The organism is Streptomyces albus subsp. albus (assembly GCF_000719865.1).
In the GTDB taxonomy this organism is placed as follows: Bacteria; Actinomycetota; Actinomycetes; order Streptomycetales; family Streptomycetaceae; genus Streptomyces; species Streptomyces albus_E.
In genome coordinates, this window is record NZ_JOID01000033.1 from 1 (window position 1) to 19,259 (window position 19,259).

19 protein-coding genes are annotated in these 19,259 nt (G+C 75.6%); 9 read left to right on the plus strand and 10 right to left on the minus strand.

Annotated features, from left to right (window positions below; translation table 11 throughout):
• Positions 1-216: 216 nt before the first annotated feature.
• Positions 217-717: a hypothetical protein gene (locus tag IF83_RS0125905; RefSeq protein WP_030548167.1), complete on the minus strand. Its 501-nt coding sequence runs from the start codon at positions 715-717 to the stop codon at positions 217-219.
• 270 nt (positions 718-987) lie between these two features.
• Between IF83_RS0125905 and IF83_RS0125910 the strand changes: the two genes are divergently transcribed.
• On the plus strand, positions 988-1,683 hold the full coding sequence (locus IF83_RS0125910; protein WP_030548168.1) for a helix-turn-helix domain-containing protein: 696 nt from the start codon (positions 988-990) through the stop codon (positions 1,681-1,683).
• A 304-nt stretch (positions 1,684-1,987) separates the two neighbouring features.
• Here the strand turns inward: IF83_RS0125910 and IF83_RS0125915 are convergent, their stop codons facing one another.
• From IF83_RS0125915 to IF83_RS0125935, 4 genes are all read right to left on the minus strand, one after another.
• Complete coding sequence (locus IF83_RS0125915) at positions 1,988-2,389, minus strand: VOC family protein (RefSeq protein ID WP_030548169.1); 402 nt, start codon at positions 2,387-2,389, stop codon at positions 1,988-1,990.
• A 397-nt stretch (positions 2,390-2,786) separates the two neighbouring features.
• Positions 2,787-3,773, minus strand: a complete 987-nt coding sequence (locus IF83_RS0125925; RefSeq protein WP_030548170.1) for an acetylxylan esterase — start codon at positions 3,771-3,773, stop codon at positions 2,787-2,789.
• Between the two features lie 153 nt (positions 3,774-3,926).
• Entirely contained in the window at positions 3,927-4,772 is an 846-nt protein-coding gene (locus IF83_RS0125930; RefSeq protein WP_030548171.1) for a HipA family kinase, read from the minus strand.
• Positions 4,773-5,055: 283 nt separating this feature from the next.
• Positions 5,056-5,487 carry an ankyrin repeat domain-containing protein gene (locus IF83_RS0125935; RefSeq protein WP_051723420.1) on the minus strand — a complete coding sequence of 144 codons (432 nt, stop codon included), beginning with the start codon at positions 5,485-5,487 and terminating at the stop codon, positions 5,056-5,058.
• Between the two features lie 242 nt (positions 5,488-5,729).
• On the opposite strand from IF83_RS0125935, the gene IF83_RS0125940 reads away from it, so the two are divergent.
• Both IF83_RS0125940 and IF83_RS0125945 read left to right on the plus strand, forming a co-directional pair.
• Positions 5,730-5,924, plus strand: a complete 195-nt coding sequence (locus IF83_RS0125940; protein ID WP_019708524.1) for a hypothetical protein — start codon at positions 5,730-5,732, stop codon at positions 5,922-5,924.
• A gap of 72 nt (positions 5,925-5,996) precedes the next feature.
• Positions 5,997-7,532 carry an ATP-binding protein gene (locus IF83_RS0125945; protein WP_030548175.1) on the plus strand — a complete coding sequence of 512 codons (1,536 nt, stop codon included), beginning with the start codon at positions 5,997-5,999 and terminating at the stop codon, positions 7,530-7,532.
• 79 nt (positions 7,533-7,611) lie between these two features.
• On the opposite strand, the gene IF83_RS0125950 is transcribed toward IF83_RS0125945, so the two are convergent.
• Positions 7,612-9,126, minus strand: a complete 1,515-nt coding sequence (locus IF83_RS0125950) for an SCO1417 family PLP biosynthesis transcription factor (protein WP_030548176.1) — start codon at positions 9,124-9,126, stop codon at positions 7,612-7,614.
• A gap of 112 nt (positions 9,127-9,238) precedes the next feature.
• Between IF83_RS0125950 and yczE the strand changes: the two genes are divergently transcribed.
• The 4 genes from yczE (at position 9,239) to IF83_RS0125970 (ending at position 13,030) form a co-directional block, all read left to right on the plus strand.
• A complete protein-coding gene (gene yczE / locus IF83_RS0125955; protein ID WP_244177211.1) occupies positions 9,239-10,009 on the plus strand; it encodes a membrane protein YczE in 771 nt (256 codons plus the stop codon).
• Positions 10,010-10,077: 68 nt separating this feature from the next.
• On the plus strand, positions 10,078-10,851 hold the full coding sequence (locus IF83_RS0125960; protein WP_030548178.1) for a glycerophosphodiester phosphodiesterase family protein: 774 nt from the start codon (positions 10,078-10,080) through the stop codon (positions 10,849-10,851).
• A gap of 58 nt (positions 10,852-10,909) precedes the next feature.
• The gene (locus tag IF83_RS0125965; protein ID WP_078843876.1) at positions 10,910-12,400 is read left to right on the plus strand and encodes an MFS transporter; all 1,491 of its coding nucleotides are present in this window, start codon (positions 10,910-10,912) and stop codon (positions 12,398-12,400) included.
• Positions 12,401-12,655: 255 nt separating this feature from the next.
• Positions 12,656-13,030: an RNA polymerase-binding protein RbpA gene (locus tag IF83_RS0125970; RefSeq protein WP_030548181.1), complete on the plus strand. Its 375-nt coding sequence runs from the start codon at positions 12,656-12,658 to the stop codon at positions 13,028-13,030.
• A 134-nt stretch (positions 13,031-13,164) separates the two neighbouring features.
• On the opposite strand, the gene fxsA is transcribed toward IF83_RS0125970, so the two are convergent.
• Entirely contained in the window at positions 13,165-13,848 is a 684-nt protein-coding gene (gene fxsA, locus IF83_RS0125975) for an FxsA family membrane protein (RefSeq protein WP_078843877.1), read from the minus strand.
• Between the two features lie 139 nt (positions 13,849-13,987).
• Here fxsA and IF83_RS0125980 point away from each other — a divergent pair, with 139 nt between their 5' ends.
• Both IF83_RS0125980 and IF83_RS0125985 read left to right on the plus strand, forming a co-directional pair.
• The gene (locus IF83_RS0125980) at positions 13,988-14,248 is read left to right on the plus strand and encodes a WhiB family transcriptional regulator (RefSeq protein WP_030548185.1); all 261 of its coding nucleotides are present in this window, start codon (positions 13,988-13,990) and stop codon (positions 14,246-14,248) included.
• 135 nt (positions 14,249-14,383) lie between these two features.
• Positions 14,384-14,623, plus strand: a complete 240-nt coding sequence (locus IF83_RS0125985; RefSeq protein ID WP_051723422.1) for a hypothetical protein — start codon at positions 14,384-14,386, stop codon at positions 14,621-14,623.
• Positions 14,624-14,750: 127 nt separating this feature from the next.
• On the opposite strand, the gene IF83_RS0125990 is transcribed toward IF83_RS0125985, so the two are convergent.
• The 3 genes from IF83_RS0125990 to lnt form a co-directional block, all read right to left on the minus strand.
• Positions 14,751-15,719, minus strand: coding sequence for an LLM class F420-dependent oxidoreductase (locus IF83_RS0125990; RefSeq protein WP_030548188.1), 969 nt, complete (start codon positions 15,717-15,719; stop codon positions 14,751-14,753).
• 119 nt (positions 15,720-15,838) lie between these two features.
• On the minus strand, positions 15,839-16,630 hold the full coding sequence (locus IF83_RS0125995; RefSeq protein ID WP_030548190.1) for a polyprenol monophosphomannose synthase: 792 nt from the start codon (positions 16,628-16,630) through the stop codon (positions 15,839-15,841).
• Positions 16,631-16,632: 2 nt separating this feature from the next.
• Positions 16,633-18,306: an apolipoprotein N-acyltransferase gene (lnt, locus tag IF83_RS0126000; protein ID WP_394297378.1), complete on the minus strand. Its 1,674-nt coding sequence runs from the start codon at positions 18,304-18,306 to the stop codon at positions 16,633-16,635.
• Between the last annotated feature and the right edge of the window lie 953 nt (positions 18,307-19,259).

A 19,259-nucleotide genomic window follows, 5' to 3' on the forward strand; every position in this document is an offset into this window, starting at 1 on the left:
TGACACCACCCCCCAGGTCATCCCATCGACAGGGGGACACAGTCATGCCGGGCCCGGAGGCCAGCGGCCCTCTTGCAGGACCGCGAAAAACATAACGGGGGCCGGGGCGGAAGGGGACGGCCGGGTGGTACGCCCCCGCGGCGGAGCGGGGACGTACCACGGGCCGTACCGCGGGAACCGCCGGCCGGTCAGGGCCCGCGCCGGCGCGGCACGGCGTCAGGCCGTGTCGTCGCGGCGGCGGCGCAGCGCCAGGACGGAGCCGCCTGCGGCCAGCGCCACCAGCCCGGTGCCGGCCACGGCCGTGCCGGCGTTGCCGCCGGAGCTGCCGCCCTCACCGGCGTGGGAACCGCGCCACGCGTGGTGGCCCACCGTGAAGTGGCCCACGACCGCGTCTCCGCTGCTCCGGCAGTGCGCCCGCACCCAGTAGGTGCGGCCGGGCTTGGCGTCGGCCTTGACCTTGCCGCTGCCGGCGAAGGAGCGGTGGCCCTGCCGGTGGAGGGTGACCTCATGGGCGAGCCCGAAGGACTTGGCGGTCATCCGGCGGTCCTCGCACCCGCTCTTCACGCTGATGACCACATGGGACCCCGCCTTCGGCATGTGCGGGCTGATCCTCATCCGGGAGTCCGGGTGTCCGTCGGCCTGCGATGCCGTGGCGGCACCCCCCAGGGCTATCGCGGTCAGAGCGGTGGTGGCGAGAAGGCGGGAGATGATGCGCATGTGAGTGCTCCTTCCGGCGGGAGGCGGACCCGCGTCCGCTCGGGCTCCGCGCCGTCGGCACCATGCAAGCCCGACGGGCCGTCAAGCGCGCGCCGCGCGGCGGCGTTCACGGTCCCGCCAATGGAGCAGCCGGGGGTCCCGCGTCTGCCGTATCGGCGCAGGTGACAGGGGGTGCCGGGGGAAGCACGGCGCGTCGCGGCGCCTCGCCGCCGTGCGGGTGACGGGCTCCGCCATCCGCGTGCGGGGCCGGCCCCGTGGGAGGCTGGCCCGGTGTACGAGGAGAGACGTTCCGCGCGCGTTCCGGCCGTCGTCTGGTCCCTCACGGCGGGGGTCCGGCAGCAGCGGGTGCTGCCCGACGGCTGCACCGATCTAATCTGGGACGGCACGGAGCTGGTGGTCGCCGGGCCCGACACCCGGGCCCATCTGCCGGCCGCCCGGCCCGGCACCCGCTACACCGCCCTGCGGTTCCCGCCCGGCACCGGGCCGGACGTCTTCCGCGTACCCGCCCGGGAGTTGAGGGACCGGCGGCTCCCGCTGGCCGCGCTCCGCCCGGCGGCGGAGATACGGCGGCTGGCCGAGCGCGCGGCGGAGGCGGCCGACCCGGCGGGGGTACTGGAGCGGGCCGCGGCGGAGGCGCTGCGCGGCGCGGACCCGGCCGATCCGCGCCGCGCGGCGGTCGTCGCGGGACTGCGCGCGGGGCTGCCCGTGGCCGAGGTCGCCGGACGGACGGGGCTCGGCGCGCGGGGTCTGCACCGGCTCTCCCTGGCCGCCTTCGGCTACGGGCCGAAGACGCTGGCGCGGATCCTGCGGATGAACCGGGCCCTGGACCTGGCCCGGGCCGGCCGTCCCCTGGCGGAGACGGCCGTGCTCGCGGGCTACACCGACCAGGCCCATCTCACCCGCGACGTCCGGACGTTGACGGGTCTGCCGCCGACACGGCTCCTGGCCCCGCCGCCGTCCGGCTGACGGGGCGCGGGCCGCCTTCCGGGGCTGCCGACCGCTCCGCGCGGACTCGGCGGGGAGGCCGGACGGGGCTCCGGGCACCGGGCACCGGGCACCATCGGGCGGTCTCGCCCCTCCATGGCGCTGTCCCGCGTGGCGCCCGTCCCGCATGGCCTCCGCCCCGCCTGGCACCCATCCCCGTGCCCGCCCCGCATGGCACCCGTTCCCGTGGCACCCATCCCGCCTGGCGCCCGTCCCCCGTGGCGTTCGTCCCGCCCGGGGAAGAGGCGGCGGCCGGGTCGCGGGCGGCCCCTGCGGCTCCGTGGGGTCAGCCCTTGGTGGCGGGGATTGGGGCGAAGAGGTCGACCGTATTGCCGTCCGGGTCGGTCAGGGTGGCGTAGCGCTGGCCCCAGGCGGCGTCCCAGGGCGGGAGGCCGCCGTGGCCGGCCGCGGCGAAGTCCGCGTACACCGCGTCGACCTCCTCCGGTGTGTCGCAGGCGAAGGCCAGGGCGATCGCGTGGCCGCCGCTCGGCGGTGTCCAGTCCGAGTCGAAGGACCGGACGCTCTCGGCGGTGTCCCAGAGCAGCCGCGGGCCGCCGGGCACGACGGCTTCCGCGTGCGGGCCCGCGCCGGTGTCCCCGGGGATGTCCAGGCCGAGGCGGCGGTAGAAGGCGAGGGAGGCGGCCAGATCGGCCACGACCAGGCTCACGGCGTCGAAACGAGGTGTCATGCGCGCACCGTAGGCACGGGGCCGCCCCGGGGTCTTGTACGGATCGGACACCGGGACCGGGCACGGCCGTGTCCCGCCTCGTCGTGCGAGCCGTCCCGCCCGATGCGTTTCTGCAGGCAGCGCGCCGGGGCGCGAGGCCGGGACTCGGCTCCCGCACCGCACCCGGCCGGCCTGCCGTCAGGGGCCGGGCGGCACCGAGCCCCCCGACGCGGCGGGGCAACCCGCGCGTTGCGGATACATGACCGGCTGCGCCACCGGGCGGGACGCCATCCCGGGCACCGAGGCGGGGGTACCGCGCGGCGCGGCACGGCGGTACCGCGTGGCGGCGTGGTGAAGTGCCGCGCGGCGGCGCGGTCCGGCGCGGCGCCCGGATGCCGGAGTCCCGGCGCCCGGCCGGTCAGGGGGCCAGTCCGCGGTCGGCGAGCCAGCGCAGCTGCTCCTCCGTCTGGGAGGCGCCGCCGCCGGCGTGGTCGGCGAAGTGCCACACCCGCATCTCCCGGTCGCCCTTGTACGCGTTGTGGGCGGCGTAGACCGTGGAGGGCGGGCAGACCGGGTCCATCAGCCCGACGCTGAACAGCGCGGGCGCGCCGGCCCGGGGAGCGAAGTGGACGCCGTCGAAGTAGTCGAGGGTGCCGAAGACCCGCTCGGGGTCGACGCGCTTGTGCCGGCCGAGGTAGTCGGCCAGTTCCGGGTACGGGCCGAAGGCCGCGAGCTCCGCGCCCCGCCGGAAGTGGCACAGGAACGGGACGTCCACGAGCGCCGCGGCCACCGCGTCCCCGGCGAGGGCCGCGGTGGCCAGCGCCAGCCCGCCACCCTGGCTGACACCGGCCACGACGACGCGGTCCGGGTCCACGACTGGGTGCTCGCGCAGCATGTCGACGGCGCGGACGCAGTCCGTCATCAGCCGCCGGTAGTAGTGGTGTTCGGGGTCGTCGATGCCGCGCGTCATGAAGCCGCCGACGTACTGGGTGCCGGGCACCGGGTCGGGATCGGGGGTGTCGTGGCCCTGGCCCCGGCTGTCCACGACGAGGTGGGCGTACCCGGCGGCGCTGTACACCAGGTGTTCGAGAGGCAGCCCGCGGCCGCCCCCGTATCCGAGGTACTGGACGACGGCGGGCAGCCGTCCGCCCGCCTCGCGCGCTCCGCGCGGCAGCAGCAGCCAGGCGGCGACCGGCTGGCCGCCCCAGCCGGGGAACCGCACGTCGAAGACCTCCACGGCGGTGAGGAGGGGCTCCTCGACGGGCCGGTACTCGGCCGTGCCGCCGCCCGCCGCGCCGCGTGCCGTGGCGACGGTGCCGGCCCAGAAGGCGTCGAAGTCCGCGGGCTCGGATGTCCCGGCGCGGTAGGTGCGCAGCTGGTCCAGCGGCAGATCGGTCAGCGGCATGGGTCCCCTCCTCCGGCGCGCCCGTGCCGGGGCGCGTCCTCGTCGGCCGTGTGCGGGGAGCAGTGATCGTCGCGCGCGCCCCGCTGTCAGAGCTCTGCCCCGTCGGGCGGAGGGGATGCGGAGGGGATGCCCCGGCGGGGCGTGCGGATGGTCTCAGCCGGGGATGTGGCGGAGCCAGGCGGGGCGGCCGGCGCGGGTGGCGGCGGCGCGGTCGGCCTCCGCGCGGCGCAGTTGTTCGGGGGTGGCGAAGTCCTCGGGGAACCACTCCGCGGCGCGGGCCGCGCGGGCCGCGAGATGCGTCACATAGGCCTCGCGCAGCTCCGCGGGCGAGGCGAAGCCGGGCTCGTCCGCCAGCCAGGCGTCGGGGACGAGCGCGGCCACCTCGCGCAGCAGGTCCGCGGTGACCAGCGGCGCCAGCTCCGCGCCGGCCGCGGCGACGTCAGGGGCGTACGGGCCGAGCGCGTGGCCCGTGAACGGGTAGCGCTTGGCGACGTGCTCCGGGGCCCGGTCCCAGCGGTGGTGGAAGACGAGGGCGGCACCGTGGTCGATGAGCCACAGCCGCCCGTGCCAGACCATCAGGTTGGGGCTGTTCCAGGTCCGGTCGACGTTGCCCGTGAGGGCGTCGAACCAGACGATCCGCCCCGCCTCGGCCGGGCCGGGGACGAGCTCCGCCGGGGTCCAGTCGCGGGCGCCGGGGAGCAGGTCCATGCCGAGGTTGAGCCCGGCGCTGGAGCGCAGCAGGTCCTGGATCTCCCGGTCGGGCTCCCCGGCGGCGACGGCCGGGTCGAACCGGACCCGGACGAGCCGCGGCACCGGCAGGCCCAGCCGGCGGCCGAGTTCACCGACGAGCACTTCGGCGACCAGCGCCTTGCGCCCCTGGGCGGCGCCGGTGAACTTGACGACGTAGGTCCCGAGATCGTCGGTCTCAACGACGCCGGGGACGGAGCCGCCGGCCCGCAGGGGCATGACGTAGCGGAGCGCGGTCACCTCGTCCAGCACCGCCACTCCCCTCCCCCGCCATGGGCGGCGGAATCTCCGCGCGCCGCTCTTCCCGGCCGGCTGTCGATGGTACCGAGAGCGGCGGCGTACCCCTCGGGGCTTTTCCGTGCGCCGTGCGGGGCCCGGCCGTGGAAACCGGCGGCGGAGGGCGGCGGGCAGCGGGGGCGGCGGAGAGCGCTGACGCCGCCGGATCCGGCGATGCCGGCTGACGGAGGTCACCGGCCGTGGAACCCGGGCGGCCCCGGCCGGTGGGCCGGTGGGGCGGTCAGGCCAGTCGGGCCGGTCAGGTGGCGCCGAACATCTTCAGCAGTTCCGTCTTGGCGAACATCCGGGCCGTGTCGACCGCCGAGGGGGTGCCGAGGGCCGGGTCGGCGCCGCCCGCCAGCAGGGCGCGCACCACGCCGTCCTCGCCCTTGAACACCGCACCGGCCAGCGGGGTCTGGCCCCGGTCGTTGGCGCGGTCCGGGTCGGCACCCCGGGCGAGCAGGGCCTCCACCGCGGCCGTGTGGCCGTGGTAGGCGGCCAGCATGACCAGGGTGTCGCCCTTGTCGTTGGTGAGGTTCGCGGGCACCCCCGCGTCGAGATAGGCGGCGAGCCGTTCCGCGTCACCGGCGCGCGCCAGGTCGAAGATCCGGCCCGCGAGCTCGATCACCTCGTCGTCCACCGGTCCCGGCCCTGCCTCGCCGGCCGGCTCGCCCGCTCCGGGGTCGTTCATCCGTCGCTCCCTCTTCCCGGGCCCACGCCCGTACGAGTGATCCGCCACCCTACTGGGCTGATCACGGCCCCGGCCGCGGAGGACACGGCCGCCGCGGGACGACGCCGGTCCGGCCCGTGCGGCGGGCGGGTCCGGCCGGGGAGGCGGCGGCGTCTTCACTCCTTTGCGCCTTCGCCGGGCCGGACACTTGATGTGAATCTGGAAGCACTCGTGGTAACCGTCCCCACAGCCAGGAGAACACCATGATTCTGTCCATCTCGGGCGTCGTCCTGCTCGGTGTCATCGTCTTCCTCTTCACCCGGAAGGACGGGCTCAAGATCTCCCACGCGGTGGTCTGCGCCCTCTTCGGTTTCTATCTGGCCGGCACGGCGCTCGCGCCGAGCATCAAGGCGGGCGGCGCCAGCCTCGCCAGCCTGCTGGACAACATCCGGTTCTGAGACGCGGGCGGGTGGCCGCTCCGGCCGCGGCGGCCCGCCCGCGTCAGCGGCACGACCCCCAGGAGAGCGAACGTGGCCCGGCGCCCCCTCCCCCGCGTCCCCGTACCGAGCGCCGGGAGCGCTCCGTTCCACCGCGGGAGGGAACTGCTGCGCGCGGCCGCCGAGAACACGGCGGACGTGCTGCACCCCCTGATCGTCATCGGCCGGGGACTGCGCCGGCTGACCGCCGCCGGCCGGCACCGGTGGGCGCGGACCCCGCGCGACCGGCGCGGCCCGGCTCTCCTGCTGGCCGCCGCCGGGGTGACGGCCGTGGCCCTGGCCCCGCACGGGCCGCTGCTCGCCGTGGCGGCGATGATGGCGGCGGCCGCCTGGGCAGGGCGCGGCGACCGGGCCGGGGAGGACGGCCCGGCCGAGGCGGAGGCGGAGCGGCTCCGGGCCCTGTACGAGGCGCTGGTCCCCTACTTCCGCGCGGAGGACGACCCCGATCCCCTCTACGCGCACGGCGGCGACTGGGAGGCCGTCTTCCTGGACCACGCCTTCGACGACACGGGCCGCCCCGTCCTGCTCGAACTGCGCTACCCGCCGTACTTCACCGACGGCGAGCCCGGATTCCGGGCCCGGATCGAACAGGTGCTGCTCGCGAAGTGCGGACGCGGGCGCGAGTACCTCTTCGACTGGGACGAGGAGGGCAACGTCCTCACCGCGACCGTCCTCCCGCCCCTCCCCGACGACATCCGCGCCCAGCCCTTCGTCACGGCACCGGGCGAGACGGTGCTCGGCTTCACCGGTCCGGAGAGCGTCCGGCGCACCCTGCCCGCCGTCCGCGGCGACGCGCTGGAGGACGCGGCGGACGTCCCCCCGGTGCTGTGGCGGACGGGCCCGCGCTCCGCCGAGCCGCATCTGATCGTCCTCGGCCGGCCGGGCAGCGGCACCACGACCCTGCTCCGCTCCATCGCCCTGCAGGCGCTGCGCGACGGCGACGTCCTGGTGGTCGACGGCAGCGGCGGCGGCGAGTACGCCTGCCTGGCCGGCCGGCGCGGCGTCCCGGCCGTCGAATGCGGTCTCAGCGGCGCCCTGGCCGTCCTGGAGTGGGCGGCGCACGAGACGGAGCGGCGGCTGCTCCGCGTGCACGAGGCCCGCCGGACCGGCGACCCGGTCCCGGAGGACGTCCGGCGCCGGCTGTGGATCCTCGTCGACCGCCCGGCCGCGCTCAGCCAACTGGCCGCCTCGGAGGGGCGTCCCGACCCGCAGGAACTGCTGCACGTGCCGCTGCGGCACGGCCGGGCCGCGCAGGTGACGGTCGTCGTGGCCGACCACCTCGACGGCGTCGACTCCCTGGACGGGACGGTACGGACGCACACCCGGGCCCGGGTGGTGCTCGGCCCGGCCGCGCCCGAGGAGATCGCGGCGGCGCTCGGCGCTCCCCCGGAGACCACACCACCGCCGGACGTCCCGCCCGGGCGGGGCTACGCGCGGCTCGGCCACGGCCCGGTGCACCGGCTGCAGGTCCCGGCGACCCCGGACCCGTACGACGAGGACTGCGCGGAGGCCGACCGGCTGGCCGTGCTGGCCCTGCTCCCGGAGCCGTCGTCCGTCACGGGGGCGTGACCGGACCGGCGCGGGCGGGCGGCCGCGGCCGGCACGGCGGCCGCGGGCCGGCGGCGCCCCGGCCGCCCGGGGCCGGCCGTCAGGCCACCAGGCTCCGCGAGTCCGCCGCGGCGGCCGCGCCGGTCGCCCCCGTCTCCACCAGCCGGGCCGCCTGCGCGAGGCGGGCCGCGGCCGTGTCGGCCACCGCGCCGCCCACCGTGAACGGCAGCCGGACGTAGCCCTCGAAGGCCCCGTCCACGCCGAACCGCGGCCCGGAGGGCACCCTGACCCCCAGCGGCACCCCCGCCTCCGCGATGCGCGAGCCGGACAGGCCGCCGGTACGGGCCCACAGGGTGAGCCCGCCGTGCGGCACGGAGAACTCCCATTCGGGCAGGTGCCGCCGCACCGCGGCGACCAGCGCGTCCCGGTTCTCCCGGGCCTGCCGGCAGCGGATCTCCACGGCCTCGTCCCAGCCGCCGCCGCGCATCAGCCAGCTGACGGAGAGCTGCTCCAGCACGGGCGAGCCGAGGTCGGCGTAGGCGCGGGCGGCGACCAGGGACCGGATGATCTCCGGCGCCGCGCGCACCCAGCCGATGCGCATCCCGGCCCAGAACGCCTTGCTGGCCGAGCCGACGGTGACGACGGTGCTGCCCGCCGGGTCGAACGAGGCGACGGGGCGCGGCAGTGCGAAGTCCGCGTCCAGGCGCAGATCCGCCATCGTCTCGTCCACGACGAGCACCGTGCCCGCCGAGCGGGCCGCGGCCACCAGCTGCCGCCGCTGCTCCTCGCTCGCGACCGCCCCGGTGGGGTTGTGGAAATCGGCCACCACGTAGGCCAGGCGCGGAGCGGCGTCGCGCAGGACCCCGCGCCAGGCGGGCAGGTCCCAGCCCGCCAGCCCGTCGGCCATCGCGACGGGGACGAGCCGGGCGCCCGCTTCGCGCATCAGCTGCAGCACGTTGGCGTAGCTGGGCGATTCGACGGCCACCCGCTCCCCCCGCCCCGCGAACAGATGGGTGATGGCGGCGACCGCGCCCATGGCACCGGTGGTGACCATGATCTGCTCGGGCATGGTCGGGATGCCGCGTGCGGTGTAGCGGTCGGCGAGGACCCGACGCAGCTCGGGCAGGCCTGCCGGGTAGTCGCCGTGGGTGTGGGCGTAGGGCGCCAGTTCGCCGAGGGCCCCCTCGACGGAGCGGGTCAGCCAGGGCTCGGGGGCGGGCAGGGCCGCGCAGCCGAGGTCGATCATCGTCTCGGCGGCGTCCGGCGGCAAGGGGTCGAGGCCACGGGTCGGCAGCGGGCTGCCCGCGGGGACGGCCGTCCAGCTCCCGGCGCCGCGCCGTGATTCCAGGAAACCCTCGGCGCGCAGAGCCTCGTAGGCGGAGGCCACGGTGGTGCGGCTGAGGGAGAGCGCCGCGGCCAGTTCCCGTTCGGCGGGCAGCCGGGCGGCGACCGGGACCCGGCCCTCGTGGATGAGGAGCCGCACGCCGTCGGCGAGGGTGCGGTAGACCGGGGCCCGGCGGCCGGCCGGGGCCGCCCCGCCGTTGCCTCCGTGGTTCTGGGAGCGGAGCAGCCGGGCGAGCTGTGCGGCCCCCACCGCCGAGGTCCACTGGCTCATCTTTGCGGTCCACCTTCCCGGAATTGGCCGTGGAACCGCGAAGGTCCCACGCCACAGACTGCCACGCGCCAGGCCAGTGTCACCACTCGCCCACCACCATCAGGGAGTCCACGTGTCCACGACGGGGGATCGCCGGCTGACCCGGCGGCTTGTCCAGCTCTATGCCGGCCTGGTGCTGTACGGGGTGAGCGTGGCGCTGATGGTCCGCGCGGAGCTCGGCCTCGACCCGTGGGACGTCTTCCACCAGGGGGTCGCCGAGCGCACCGGGCTGTCGATCGGGACGGTCCTGATCCTCACCGGGGCGGCGGTGCTCCTGTTCTGGGTGCCGCTGCGGCAGCGGCCGGGCCTCGGCACCGTCTCGAACGTGGTGGTGATCGGGCTGGCGATGGACGCCACGCTCGCCCTCGCACCGGACGTCCGGGCGATGGCGGTGCGGATCCCGCTGCTGGCCGCCGCGATCGTCCTCAACGGGGTGGCGACCGGTCTCTACATCGCGGCCCGCTTCGGCCCCGGCCCCCGTGACGGGCTGATGACGGGGCTGCACCGGCGCACCGGCCGCTCGCTGCGGCTGATCCGCACCGGCATCGAACTGGCCGTCCTGGCCACGGGGTTCGCGCTCGGCGGCTCGGTCGGCGTGGGCACGGTGGCGTACGCGCTGGCCATCGGCCCGCTGGCGCAGTTCTTCCTGCGGGTGTTCACGGTCCCGGGGCCCGTCGTGGTGCCCGGGGAGACGACGGACACGGCAGGCCCGGCGACCGGGACGACCGGAACGACCGGCACAGGAAGCCGGGGGACGGCCGGCGGGACGGGCCCGACCGGCACGCCGCGGCCGGGGAGCTCACCGGTCGTTGATCCGGAGACCGGCTGCCGCGAGGCCGGCTGAGGCCTCCCCGCACGGCAGCCGGGACGCCCGGTGTCCGCGGCCCGGCGACCGGCGGCGATACTGCCGCCGTGACACCGAACCCGGCCGTGCGCCATCCCTTCCTCGACCACCCGGCCACCCTGGCCTTCGCCCACCGCGGCGGTGCGGCGGACGGCCTGGAGAACACCGCGGCCGCCTTCCGGCGGGCGGTGGCCGCGGGCTACCGCTATCTGGAGACGGATGTGCACGCCACCTCGGACGGCGCGCTGGTCGCCTTCCACGACGCGACCCTGGACCGGGTCACCGACGCCCGCGGCGCGATAGCCGGGCAGCCGTGGTCGCGGGTGCGGCGGGCGCGGGTGGCCGGAACGGAGCCGCTGCCGCTCTTCGAGGAGCTGCTGGAGGAGTTCCCGGAGGCCCGCTGGAACGTGGACGTGAAGGCCGGGGCGGCCCTGGACCCGCTGATCGCCCTGGTGCGCCGGACCGGCGCCTGGGACCGGGTGTGCGTCGGCTCCTTCTCCGAGGCGCGGGTGGCCCGCGCCCAGCACCTGGGCGGCCCGCGCCTGGCGACCTCGCTCGGCACCCGGGGCGTCCTCGGTCTGCGGCTGCGGTCGTACCGGCTGCCGGCCCGTTCCCGCCCCAGCGCCGTCTGCGTCCAGGTGCCGGAGTGGCACGGGCGGCTGCGGGTGGTGGACCGGGCCTTCGTACGGGCCGCGCACGCCCTGGGCCTGCAGGTGCACGTCTGGACGGTCAACGACGCCGGACGGATGGCGGCGCTCCTGGACCTCGGGGTGGATGGCATCATGACCGATCACATCGAGACGCTGCGCACGGTGCTGACCGAACGAGGCGCCTGGGCCTGACCCGGGCGGGCCCCGGCGGCGCGACCCCCGCGGCGACGGGCAGGGGCAAGGGGGCCGCATGAGCGCGGAGACCACGGGCGGGACCGGGGACGCGGACATCACCGCGCTCCCCGGCACGGCGGGCGGCGGGGCGGCAGGCGCCGGCACGGCGGGCGGCGCCCCTCCGGCGAGCGTGCCGGACAGCCCCGCCGCGGCGGCCGAGCGCAAGCGGGAGCAGCGCGGCTGGTACGTCTACGACTGGGCGGTCTCGGTCTTCTCCACCAGCGTCGTCACCGTGTTCCTCGGCCCGTATCTGACGGCGGTCGCCCGGGCCGCGGCCGACGCGAGCGGCTATGTGCACCCGCTGGGCATACCGGTGCGGGCGGGCTCCTACTTCGCGTACGCGGTGTCGCTGTCGGTGCTGGTCTCGGTGCTGGTGATGCCGCTGGCCGGGGCGATCGCGGACCGCACCGGCCGGAAGAAGCCGATGCTGGCCCTCTTCGCCTACACGGGCGCGGCGGCGACCACCGGCATGTTCTTCCTCTCCGGCGACCGCTATCTGCTGGGCGGCTTCCTGCTGGTCATGGCCAACGCCTCGTTCTCGGTGGCCATGGTGGTCTACAACGCCTTCCTGCCGCAGATCGCCGGGCCCGGGGAGCGGGACGCCGTCTCCTCGAAGGGCTGGGCCTTCGGCTACGCCTCCGGCGCGCTCGTCCTGCTGGCCGATCTCGCGCTGTACACGGGCCATGCCTCGCTCGGGATCTCCGAGGGCATGGCGGTACGGATCTGCCTGGCCTCGGCCGGGCTGTGGTGGGGCCTGTTCGCGATCGTCCCGCTGCGCCGGCTCCGCGACCGGCCCCCGGCGGCCGGCCTCCCCGCCACGACCGGCGCCGCCGGGGGCGGCGGCCCCGCGCGGACGGGTTCGGTGGGGCAGAGCTGGCGCCAACTCCGCGACACCCTCCGGGACATGCGGCGGCATCCGCTGACCCTGCTCTTCCTCGTCGCCTATCTCCTCTACAACGACGGTGTGCAGACGGTCATCTCGCAGGCGTCGGTGTACGGATCGGAGGAGTTGGGCCTGGACCAGACGACGCTGATCCTCGCCATCCTGCTGGTGCAGGTCCTCGCCGTTTTCGGGGCCCTCGGCATGGGCCGGCTGGCCGCCCGGTACGGCACCAAGCGGACCATCCTCGGCTCGCTCGGGGCCTGGACCCTGACGGTCGCCGCCGGGTACTTCCTGCCCGCGGGCGCGCCGGTGTGGTTCTTCGCGCTGGCGGGGGCGATCGGGCTCGTGATGGGCGGCAGCCAGGCGCTGTCGCGGTCCCTCTTCTCCCATCTGGTGCCGCGCGGCAAGGAGGCCGAGTACTTCTCGGCGTACGAGATGAGCGACCGGGGAACAAGCTGGCTGGGCCCGCTGCTGTTCGGTGTGACGTATCAGCTGACGGGGAGCTACCGGGACGCGATCATCTCGCTGGTGCTCTTCTTCGCGCTCGGATTTTTGCTGCTGGCGCGGCTGCCCGTACGGCGTGCGGTGGCGGCCGCGGGGAACCCGGTACCGGACCGGATTTAACGCGGGCGGCGGTGGACCGGTAGTGTACGCCTTTGCCCACGAGGGCGGACCGTTACTGCAAGCTGAACCAGGAGAAACACTGGGTGACATCTCCTGCCAGATGTGACAAACCGGGCCATGGTGGGTACAACAAGGGGCGGCACGACGGGCGACGCATGTCCCGCAACGGGAATCTTTACCGCCGACCGGACGTTGACCGGATGACGACGACAGCGACATCTGTCCTGTGGGCGACAAGCCCGGGAGGCACAATTCATGAGTGAGCGAGCTCTCCGCGGCACGCGACTTGTGGTGACCAGCTACGAGACCGACCGCGGCATCGATCTGGCACCGCGCCAGGCGGTGGAGTACGCATGCCAGAACGGCCATCGATTCGAGATGCCGTTCTCGGTTGAGGCGGAGATTCCGCAGGAGTGGGAATGCAAGGTGTGCGGGGCCCAGGCCCTGCTCGTGGACGGCGAAGGCCCTGAGGAGAAGAAGGGCAAGCCCGCGCGGACGCACTGGGACATGCTCATGGAGCGGCGTACCCGTGAGGAGTTGGAGGAGGTGCTGGCCGAGCGGCTGGCGGTCCTGCGCTCCGGTGCGATGAACATCGCCGTGCATCCCCGGGACAACCGCAAGTCCGCCTGACAACGGCGGCACGGCCCGCGCGGCAGAGGTACAGCGGTACAGAGACGAAGGACCCGGACCACCATCGCATGGTGGTCCGGGTCCTTCGTGTGCCGTGCGCCGCGTTGTGCGGGCCGGGCGGCGCCGCTCAGCGGTCAGCGGGGCAGCGGGGGTTGGCCGCCCCGGCCATCCGTGTCCTCGTCGCGCCCCTCCCCGTCTCCTTCGCGCCCGGGGCCGTCCCGGCGTCCGGTGCTTCCCCCGGTTCCGTCCTCCCCGCCCTCGCGGCGGATGACCTCGCCCTGGACGACCTTGCCGTCGGGCCGGTGCATCCTGGCCTGCTGGAAGGCTTCGCCGAGACCGCCCCGCCCCGCCGCGGACATCCGCCGGCTCAGCGAGCGCTCGGCGGAGCGGCGCAGCAGCGCCCGGGTCGGCGGGAAGAGGCAGAGCAGGCCCGCCACATCGGACACCGGCCCCGGCAGCATCAGCAGCAACCCGCCGAGCATGGGCAGGGTGTTGCCGCTCGCCCTGCTCCCCTCGGCCTGCGGCGTCCCCGGCGCGGTGCCGCGCTGCAGGTTCTCCGTGAGCCCCTGCCAGGCGCGCCGGCCGGCCCGCTTCACGGCGTACGCGCCGAACACCAGGCCCGCGAGGAGGAGCAGCACGACGCCGAGCGGCCCGAAGGCGTCGGCGACCAGGGTCAGCAGCCAGATCTCCAGCACCACCCAGGCGGCCACGGCCAGGGGTGCGAAGGTCCGGAGCCGCGAGCGCCGGGGCCGGGCGGCGGTCGATCCGGGGCCTCGGCCCGGGGGCGGTTCCTGTCGGTGCGGTACGCCGGTCGTCATGCCTCCAGTGTGCCTGGCGGATCGCGCGAGCCGGGCGGCGGGACGGACGCGTTGGGGGTCCGGCATCGGGTACGCGCAGAAGGACCGACACAGAGCGCATCCGATCAGAACCTCCTACGAACCGAACGGAGTGGCACTCATGGACTGGCGTCTGAACGCGGCGTGCCGCGATACCGACCCAGACCTGTTCTTTCCCGTCGGCACCTCGGGCCCGGCCCTGCGCCAGGAGCAGGCGGCCAAGGCGGTGTGCGGGAGTTGCCCGGTCATGGACGCGTGCCTCGACTGGGCCCTGGAGACCGGCCAGACCTCGGGGGTCTGGGGCGGCACCTCCGAGGACGAACGGCGTCCGATGCACCGGCGCCGCGAGCGGGCGCGCCGGCGCGCCCGTACCGCGGCCTGAAGGCCGGAACGGGACGGGCCGGCGAGGAGCCCGGGCCGCCGTCACACCGCATGACCGGTACCGGCGCGGGTACCCGCGCGGAACAGGATCCAGGGGATCCAGGACTGGATCCGGCACGAGAGAGAGGACCCGGACATGGCGGAACGACGCTCCGAACAACCCGGGGCGGGCGGCCACGCCGTCCCCCGGGACCTGCCCGACCAGCAGGTCGGCAGCCGCGACGCGGCCGCCGACAAGTGGGAGGGAAAGATTCCGGCCGAGTCGGCCGACTCCTCACGGGAGAATCTGCCCGACCCGGACGAGGCGGGTGCGCGGCGGCGCGACGAGCGCCCCGCGGAGGACGACAAGGCCGAGCCCGAGGAAACGCCGGGCTGACAGGCCGTCGGACCCATACGCCGGTCGGCCCCGGCCGAGACGACTCAACCGAACGACACAACCGCAAACGACACGGGACTCCCGGCCGGAAGAAGGACCCGGCCGGGAGTTCCGTTGCGGAAGTGGGTCAGAGCGCCTCGCGCAGTGCGGGCAGCAGGGTCTTCTCCGACCAGTCGAGGAAGGCGTGCTGGCTCTCGCCGCCGATCTGCACCAGGGCCACCTCGGTGAACCCGGCCTCCGCGAAGGGCCGTACGGCTTCCACGAAGGCGGAGACGTCGTCACCGCACGGGATGGACGCGGCCACGTCCTCCGGGCGGACGAACTGCGTGGCCGCCTCGAAGGAGGCCGGCCCGGGCAGTTCGGCGTTGACCTTCCAGCCGCCGGCGAACCAGCGGAACTGCTCGTGGGCCCGGCGCACCGCAGTCTCCCGGTCGGGGTCGTAGCAGACCGGCACCTGTCCCACGCGGGGCTTGCCCGCGCCGCCGTACCGGTCGAAGGCGTCGAGCAGTTCCGGCTTCGGTTCGACGGCGATCACCAAGTCCGCGAGGCGGCCCGCGAGTTCGCAGGACTGGTCGCCCGAGACGGCGATGCCGATGGGCGGGGGCTCGTCCGGGAGGTCCCAGACCTTGGCGGACTCCACGTCGAAGTGGGTGCCGCGGTGGTTGACGTAACCGCCCGCGAAGAGCGCGCGGATGATGTCCACGGCTTCTTCGAGCATCTCGTGCCGCACGTCCGCCGCGGGCCAACCGCCGCCGGTGATGTGCTCGTTGAGGTTCTCCCCCGCTCCCAGGCCCAGCCGGAACCGGCCTTCGGAGAGGAGGTGCAGGGTCGCCGCCTTCTGCGCGACGACCGCCGGGTGGTAGCGCATCGTCGGGCAGGTGACGTAGGTCATCAGCGGGATGCGGGAGGTCGCCTGGGCGGCGGCCCCGAGCACCGTCCACGCGTGCGGGGAGTGGCCCTGGCTCTTCAGCCAGGGGAAGTAGTGGTCGGAGGTGACGGAGAAGTCGAACCCCGCCTCCTCGGCACGGACCACATGCCCGACGAGTTCACGCGGCCCGGCCTGCTCGGTCAGCATGGTGTAGCCGATTTGTACCATGCACCCCGAATGCCCCTGCGGTCCGGGCGAAAACCTGACTCGGAGCTCCCGGCGCGGCGCGCCCGGGGGCTGGAGCCGGGGGCCGGTGCCGTGGCACGCGCCGGACGGGCCCGGCGGCCTCAGCCCTCCCGCCGGCGGGCCCCGCGGCCGCCCACGCGGTCCAGGACGCGCTGCGCCCGCGAACCGACGCCCCAGGCGGTGACCCGCCACAGCGCCTCGACGAAGATGTCGCGGCTCATCTTGCTGTCGCCGATCTCCCGCTCGACGAAGGTGATGGGCACCTCGACGACGTGGAAGCCGGCCTTCACCGCCCGCCAGGCCAGGTCGACCTGGAAGCAGTAGCCCTGCGAGGCCACGTCGTCCATGCCGAGCCCCTTGAGCGTCTCGGCGCGGAACGCGCGGTAGCCGCCGGTGACGTCGTGCACCGGGACGTCCAGCAGCAGCCGGGAGTAGACGCTGCCGCCGCGCGAGATCAGCTGGCGGGAGCGGGGCCAGTTGACGATCCGGCCGCCGGCCACCCAGCGGGAGCCGAGCACCAGATCGGCGCCCTTGAGGGCGGTGAGCAGCCGGGGCAGTTCCTCGGGCTGGTGCGAGCCGTCGGCGTCCATCTCGACCAGGACGCCGTACCCCTGCTCGATCCCCCAGCGGAAGCCGGCGAGATAGGCGGCGCCCAGGCCCTCCTTGCCCTTCCGGTGCAGCACGTGGACGTGCTCGTCCCCGGCGGCGAGCTCGTCGGCGAGCTTGCCGGTGCCGTCGGGGCTGTTGTCGTCGGCGACGAGGACATGGGCCTCGGGGACGGCGGACCGCACCCGGCTCACGATCGGCTTGATGTTGCCGGCCTCGTTGTAGGTCGGAATGATCACCAGAACCGTGCCGAGCGGGCCGTATCGCCGCTGTCCGCCGTCTGCCACTGCTATCCCCTCCGGTCCGTACGTCCCCGCCGGCCGAGCGCGATCGCGGCGGCGCAGGACAGGAGGCCCACGATAGCGAGCACCCATTCGGGCGCCGCTCCCATCCGGTCGGCGACGGTCGTGTCGTCGCGCAGCGGCAGGTCCGCGGTGATCACGTCACGCGTGAACTCCTCGGTGCGCTGGTCGATCACACCGTCCGGCCGCACCACGGCACTGATGCCGCTGGTGGCGGCGGTGACGACGGCGCGGCCGTGCTCGACGGCGCGCAGCCGGGACATCACGAGCTGCTGCTCGGGCTGCCCGGTGCGGCCGTAGGTGGCGTTGTTGGTCTGGATGACGAGCGCGCGGGCCCCGGCGTTGACCGTGTCGCGGACGATCTCGTCATACGCGACCTCGAAGCAGATGACATCGCCGAGCCGCGCCGGGCCGGTCTGCAGGACGCCGGTGGTCTCGCCGGGGTAGAAGTCGCGCGGCACCCGCTGGAGCCGGGTGATGACCTTGCTGAGCTGGTCGCGGAAGGGCACGTACTCGCCGAACGGCACCGGGTGCTGCTTGGTGTACGAGGCGCCGGGGCCGCTCTGCGGATCCCAGACGATGCCCTGGTTCTCGACGTAGCCCTCCTTGGTCGGGTGGTCGACGAGGGCGCCGACGAGGATGGGCACGCCGACGGCGCGGGCCGCCTCGTCCATCCGGGCACCCGCCTCCGGGTAGCGGAAGGGGTCGAGATCGGAGGCGTTCTCCGGCCAGATGACGAGGTCGGGGCGCTCCTCCCGGCCGGCCTCGACATCCCGGGCCAGGTCGAGGGTGGCTTCGACGTGATTGTTGAGGATCAGCATGGGGCGGCCCAGGAAGTCCATGCCGGGCTGCTGGACGTTCCCCTGGACGACGGCGATCCGGGCGGTGTCGTCGGGCTCGGTGGGCACCGGCACCGCGTAGCCGGCCAGCGCCGCGGCGAGGGCCAGCGCGGCGGGCGGGACGGCCCGCGGGAGCCCGGTCCGGCCGGCCGGGCGGACTCGGCGGCCCGAAGGGCCGGTGCGCGGATCCGGCCGCGCACCTGCCGTGCTGTCCGGACCGTCCTGGTTCTCCGTGCCGACCGTGCCCTCCGGGCCGTCCTGGCTCTCCGAACCGGCCGCGCCGTCCCGGCTCTCCGCGCCGGTCTCGTCCGGACGGGCGCGCGGCCCGGTCCGCAGCCCGCGCGCGAGCGCCAGGGCGGCCGAGCCGAGCAGGGCGCCGCTCAGGGCGACGGCGAAGGTGACGAGCACCGCGCCGCCGAGCGCGGCCAGCGGCAGATAGGGCGAGCCGGTGACGCCGAACGCGAGCCGTCCCCAGGGAAAACCGCCGAACGGCAGCCGGTCCCGCGCCCACTCCTCGGCGACCCACAGGCAGGCCGCCCACAGCGGCCACCACGGCAGCCGGGAAGTCAGCGCGAGCCCCGCTCCGAGCGCGCTCAGGAACAGCGCCTCGATGACAGAGAGCCCGAACACGGCGTCGTAGCCGATCACATGGAGCCAGCGCAGCAGCAGGAAGAAGAAGGGCAGTCCGAAGGCGAACCCGGTCCAGGCCCCCTGGCGCGCGGTGCGGCCACGCGTCAGCAGACCCAGCGCGGCGACGGCGAGCAGGGCGAGGGGCCACAGGTCGTACGGCGGGAAGGCGAGGGCCAGTCCGAGCCCGCTCACGGCGGCGAGCGCGCTCCGGGGCGCCTCGCGCCGCACCAGCCGCCCCGCCCGGCGCAGCCGCCCCGCCCTGGCCGGAGCGGCGGCGTCTCCGCCGTCCGCGGCGGCGCTCCCGGCGCCCGTCCGGCCCGGCTCCGCACCGGACGCGGGGCCGCTCTCCGCGACGGCCGGGGCGGACCCGGCCCCGGACGGCGCACCGGCCCCGGCGGCCTGCCCCGCGGTCTCCGCTTCCGACGCCGCACCGGGCTCCGGCGCCGGCCCCGCACCGGGCCGGCGCCCGGCGCCGGCCCGGCCGGAATCCGCCGCGCCCTCGGCGGGCGGGCGGTCCCCGGAGGGGCGGTCCGTGTCTGTGGCGGGGCCCGAATGCACGGTGGCGTGCCTTCCTGCAGGTCGTGCGGTGATGAGGTGACGGTACCCCGCCGTCCCCCGAAAGGCGGAGTCCTGCGGGTTCTTCCCGGCCGGGTCCGGGGCCCGCGGGCATCGCGCGGGCCGGCGCCCGTGATGTGCGCGGGGAGGTGGACGGGGGTGCGGAGCCGCGAGGCGCCCGGATCCCGGCCGGAGGGCGCGGGACCCCCTGACGGCCCGGCCGGCACCACGAAAGCGCGGATCCACGGCCGGGGCCGAGGGGCTGACGAGCGTCCGGACCACGGCACCACGGCACGGAACCGCAAGACCACGGCGGCCGGCCGGGCGGGGAGCCGCCAGGCCACCGGGGCGGGGAGCCTCGAAAGGGCCGGGGCGGGACCGCGGAGCCGAGTGCCGCCAGGCCCCGTTGCGTGAGGGGCGCGGGGCGGCGGAGCCGTGGGGCGGCGGTGCCCGGACGGGCTGTGGGAGAGCAAGCGCCTCGCGGACCCATGGGCGGAGAGCCGGGACGGATCCGGCCGCCGGAACGGCGGGGCCCCAGCGGGAGGCGCTACGGCGGGGCCCGGTGCCCTTCGGGCCGACCCGGGACCCGC

Bases quoted from the DNA above. Each gene is read 5' to 3' on its own strand.
- IF83_RS0125905 (WP_030548167.1), bottom strand. From the start codon at position 717: ATGCGCATCATCTCCCGCCTTCTCGCCACCACCGCTCTGACCGCGATA.
- IF83_RS0125915 (WP_030548169.1), bottom strand. From the start codon at position 2,389: ATGACACCTCGTTTCGACGCCGTGAGCCTGGTCGTGGCCGATCTGGCC.
- IF83_RS0125925 (WP_030548170.1), bottom strand. From the start codon at position 3,773: ATGCCGCTGACCGATCTGCCGCTGGACCAGCTGCGCACCTACCGCGCC.
- IF83_RS0125935 (WP_051723420.1), bottom strand. From the start codon at position 5,487: ATGAACGACCCCGGAGCGGGCGAGCCGGCCGGCGAGGCAGGGCCGGGA.
- IF83_RS0125940 (WP_019708524.1), top strand. From the start codon at position 5,730: ATGATTCTGTCCATCTCGGGCGTCGTCCTGCTCGGTGTCATCGTCTTC.
- IF83_RS0125950 (WP_030548176.1), bottom strand. From the start codon at position 9,126: ATGAGCCAGTGGACCTCGGCGGTGGGGGCCGCACAGCTCGCCCGGCTG.
- IF83_RS0125965 (WP_078843876.1), top strand. From the start codon at position 10,910: ATGAGCGCGGAGACCACGGGCGGGACCGGGGACGCGGACATCACCGCG.
- IF83_RS0125970 (WP_030548181.1), top strand. From the start codon at position 12,656: ATGAGTGAGCGAGCTCTCCGCGGCACGCGACTTGTGGTGACCAGCTAC.
- fxsA (WP_078843877.1), bottom strand. From the start codon at position 13,848: ATGACGACCGGCGTACCGCACCGACAGGAACCGCCCCCGGGCCGAGGC.
- IF83_RS0125980 (WP_030548185.1), top strand. From the start codon at position 13,988: ATGGACTGGCGTCTGAACGCGGCGTGCCGCGATACCGACCCAGACCTG.
- IF83_RS0125985 (WP_051723422.1), top strand. From the start codon at position 14,384: ATGGCGGAACGACGCTCCGAACAACCCGGGGCGGGCGGCCACGCCGTC.
- IF83_RS0125990 (WP_030548188.1), bottom strand. From the start codon at position 15,719: ATGGTACAAATCGGCTACACCATGCTGACCGAGCAGGCCGGGCCGCGT.